Here is a 3,876-nt window from a genome sequence, read left to right as displayed (position 1 = left end):
CTGCGCGGACAGGTACCGCCCCCGCCTTGAGCTGTGGGAGCGGCTTTAGCCGCGAACACCGGCGCAGCCGGTGCCATGCACCGTGTTGGATTCTTCGCGGCTAAAGCCGCTCCCACAGTGTTTGCGGATTGCTTGCGAACTCAGTTATCTACGCGACAGCGCAGCCCAAAGGGCTGGGCGATCTCCCGCAAGCCTGACCTGATAGCCCTCGCCGATGACCTATCCGGACGTTGCCGAACTGCCCCGCGATACCGACAATGGGCCATCATCCCCCACCCGGACCCGGCGCCATGTCGCAGCAGATCTTCTTCGCCCATGCCAACGGTTTCCCCTCGGCCACCTACGGCAAGCTGTTCGCCGCTCTGGCACCGGACTACCAGGTGCAGCACCTGGCCCAGCACGGGCACGATCCGCGCTTTCCGGTGGACGACAACTGGCGGAGCCTGGTCGATGAACTGCTGCACCACCTGGCTCGGCAAGACCAGCCGGTATGGGGCGTCGGCCATTCGCTGGGCGGGGTGTTGCACCTGCACGCAGCCTTGCGCCGCCCCGAGTACTACCGCGGCGTGGTGATGCTCGATTCGCCGGTGCTCACCCGCGCCGACCAATGGCTGCTGCGTACCGCCAAGCGCTTCGGCTTCATCGACCGTATCACCCCGGCTGGCCGCACCCTGGGGCGCCGCGAAACCTTCAATGACCGCGACAGTGCCCGGGACTATTTCGCCGGCAAGTCACTGTTCCGCCATTTCGATCCCGATTGCCTCGATGCCTACATAGAGCACGGCCTGCAGGCGATGGAGCAGGGGCTGCAGTTGCGCTTCGACCCAGCCACGGAAATCAGCATCTACCGCAGCATCCCGCATACCAGCCCAGCGCCCGCGCGGCAATTGCAGGTGCCGCTGGCCATGGTCCGCGGCGAGCGCAGCAACGTCATTCGCCGCCACCACACCCTGGCCGTGCGCGGCATGCCCAGGGGCGAGTTTCACAGCGTGCCGGGTGGGCACATGTTCCCGCTGGAGCGGCCAACCGACACCGCCAGCCTGATCAAGGGCCTGTTCGACCGCTGGAGCCAGGCATGAGCGCGCAGGTCGAGGAAATCCGCCTGAGCCTGGGCCATATCGAACTGGCGGCGCACCTGTTCGGCCCTGATGACGGACTGCCGGTAATCGCCCTGCATGGCTGGCTGGACAACGCCAACAGCTTCGCCCGCCTGGCGCCGCAGCTGAAAGGCTTGCGCATCGTCGCCCTGGACCTGGCCGGGCATGGTTACTCCGAGCACCGGCCGCTTGGCGCCGGCTATGCCCTGGCCGACTACGCCCATGATGTGCTGCGGGTGGCCGAGCAGCTGGGTTGGCAACGTTTCGCCCTGCTGGGCCATTCGCTGGGGGCAATCATTTCGGTGCAACTGGCTGGCGCGTTGCCGGAGCGGGTCAGCCATCTGGCCCTGATCGACGGGGTCATCCCGCCGACCGGCGCCGAGCAGGATGCCGGTGAGCGGCTGGGCATGGCACTGCAGGCCCAGTTACGCCTGGATGGCAAGCGCAAGTCGGTGTACACGACCCTGGAGCAGGGCGTGCAGGCACGCATGAAAGGCATGGTCGCGGTCAGCCGCGAGGCGGCCGAGCTGCTGGCCCAGCGCGGCCTGATGCCGGTGCCCGGCGGTTACAGCTGGCGCAGCGATAGCCGCCTGACCCTGCCTTCGCCAGTGCGCCTGAGCGAGGCCCAGGCCATGGCCTATGTGCGCCGGGTGAATTGCCCGGCGCGCCTGGTGGTGGCCGCCGACGGCATGCTGGCGCGCCACACCGGGTTGCTGGAGCAGCTACCCTTTGAGCAGGTGACACTGCCCGGTGGCCATCACCTGCACCTGAACGATGAGCAGGGCGCGGCCCTTGTCGCAGACTGTTTCAATCGCTTCTTTGGCTTTGCTTGACTTGCACCGGACAAGTGTCGAGGCTTGGCGGGTTGAACAGGGAGACAACCATGCAACTGCCAGACATCCTGGAGCTTCACCTCGGCGCTGAGCGCCGCCTGGTTCGCCAATGAGCGCGCCTGTTGCCATCCGTAATGCCTTCGCTGCCTGCCTGATGCTCGCCAGCCCCGTTTTGTGGGCCGGCAGCCTGCCGGTACCGGTGGACGCCAAGGTGGTCGACCAGCGCCCGGCCGTGGAGCAGGAGCGTGTCTACCCCATGGGCCCGCTGCGCAAGATCAGCGGCCGCCTGCGGGTCGAGGACAAGGTCGAAAGTCGTGGCCAGGTCAGCTCGGTAACCTACGAACTGCCGGTCGAGCGTACCGCCCGCGAAGCCTTCACCAGCGCTCGCGAAGCACTACAGCGCGACGGGGGCTACCCGCTGTTCTGGTGCCAGGGCCGCGATTGCGGCGAGGCCAGCCTGTGGGCCAATGATGTGTTCGGCAATGCCCGCCTCAACGGCGGCGACGAGCAGCAGGCGTTCATCCTGCTGCGCCGCTCGGCGGAGCAGGCCGACACCCTGGTCGCGCTGTACAGCGTCACCCGCGGCAACCGCCGCGCCTACCTGCACGTGGAAGAGTTCGTCGCCGGCAGCCCGCTGGGCGAACTGCTGCCGACCGCCGCCACGGTGCTGCGCGAAATGCGCGACACGGGCAAGCTCGACTACCCTGACCTGGCCGCGCCGCAAGACGCCTGGGCGAACCTGCTGGCCCGCAGTCTGAACCTCGACAGCACCCTGCGTGCCAGCCTGAGCGGCGCCCAGGCTGAAGCCTGGCGCGAGGCCTTGGTCAAGGCAGGGGTGCGCGGTGGCCGCCTCGAAGTCGGTAGCGCGCCTACCGATGGCCTGCACCTTGAACTGATCCGTTGAACGAGCACCACCATGGCTAACAATGACCGCTTGCTGGTACAGATACTGCTGCTGGCGCTGCTGGGGGCCGGTCTGTGGGTAATGGCACCTTTCATTTCAGCACTGTTGTGGGGGGCCATCCTGGCCTTTGCGAGCTGGCCGTTGATGCGTTTGTTGACGCGTGCGCTGGGCGGGCGCGAAACCCTGGCGGCCAGCCTTCTGACCACTGCCTGGATACTGATCGTGGCGCTGCCGCTGGTGTGGCTGGGGTTCAACCTGGCCGATCACATTCGCGATGCGACGGCGTTCGTGCGTGACGTGCAGGTGGACGGCCTGCCCGATGCTCCGGCGTGGCTGGGTGGCGTCCCGCTGGTTGGCGAGCGTCTGGTCAGCTGGTGGCAGTCGCTGGACCAGCAGGGCGCGGCCTTGCTGGCCTCGGTCAAGCCGTACCTGGGGCAGGTGGGCAACTGGTTGCTGGCGCGCAGCGCGCAGATCGGCAGCGGCGTGCTGGAGCTGACCCTGAGCCTGGTGTTCGTGTTCTTCTTCTACCGCGACGGCCCGCGCTTGTCGGCGTTCGTCCTGCGCTTGCTGCACCGCCTGATGGGCGACCGCGCCGAGTATTACCTGGAGTTGGTGGCCGGTACGGTGCAGCGGGTGGTCAACGGGGTAATCGGTACGGCCGCCGCGCAGGGCGTGCTGGCGTTGATCGGCTTCCTGATCGCCGGCGTGCCCGGGGCCATCGTGCTGGGGCTGGTGACCTTCATGCTCAGCCTGATCCCCATGGGCCCGCCACTGGCCTGGATCCCTGCCACCGGCTGGCTGGTATGGAAGGGCGAATACGGCATGGCGGTGTTCCTGGGGGTCTGGGGCACGTTCGTCATCAGCGGCGTGGACAACGTGCTCAAGCCGTACCTGATCAGCCGTGGCGGCAACCTGCCGTTAGTTATCGTGCTGCTGGGTGTGTTCGGCGGTTTGATTGCCTTTGGCTTCATTGGCCTGTTCATCGGGCCGACCTTGCTGGCGGTCGGTTACAGCCTGCTGCTGGACTGGAGCCGCAACGCCG

General features: G+C 67.1%; 4 protein-coding genes. All 4 read left to right on the top strand.

Features of this window, described 5'->3' with window-relative positions:
• Positions 1-290: 290 nt before the first annotated feature.
• Positions 291-1,079, top strand: coding sequence for an alpha/beta fold hydrolase (locus ACK1U9_RS24315; RefSeq protein WP_449110242.1), 789 nt, complete (start codon positions 291-293; stop codon positions 1,077-1,079).
• Entirely contained in the window at positions 1,076-1,930 is an 855-nt protein-coding gene (locus ACK1U9_RS24310; protein WP_153671723.1) for an alpha/beta hydrolase, read from the top strand. Before ACK1U9_RS24315 ends, ACK1U9_RS24310 begins: the two co-directional genes overlap by 4 nt.
• Positions 1,931-2,039: 109 nt before the next feature.
• Positions 2,040-2,834, top strand: a complete 795-nt coding sequence (locus tag ACK1U9_RS24305) for a DUF4892 domain-containing protein (RefSeq protein ID WP_046615116.1) — start codon at positions 2,040-2,042, stop codon at positions 2,832-2,834.
• 12 nt (positions 2,835-2,846) lie between these two features.
• Positions 2,847-3,876 (top strand): AI-2E family transporter (locus ACK1U9_RS24300; protein WP_449110241.1); only part of this gene is annotated, 1,030 nt, incomplete at its 3' end.

The organism is Pseudomonas sp. XP1 (genome assembly GCF_053557675.1).
The sequence above is the reverse complement of the archived record's forward strand: the minus strand, read 5'-3'. Positions and strand labels throughout refer to the sequence as shown.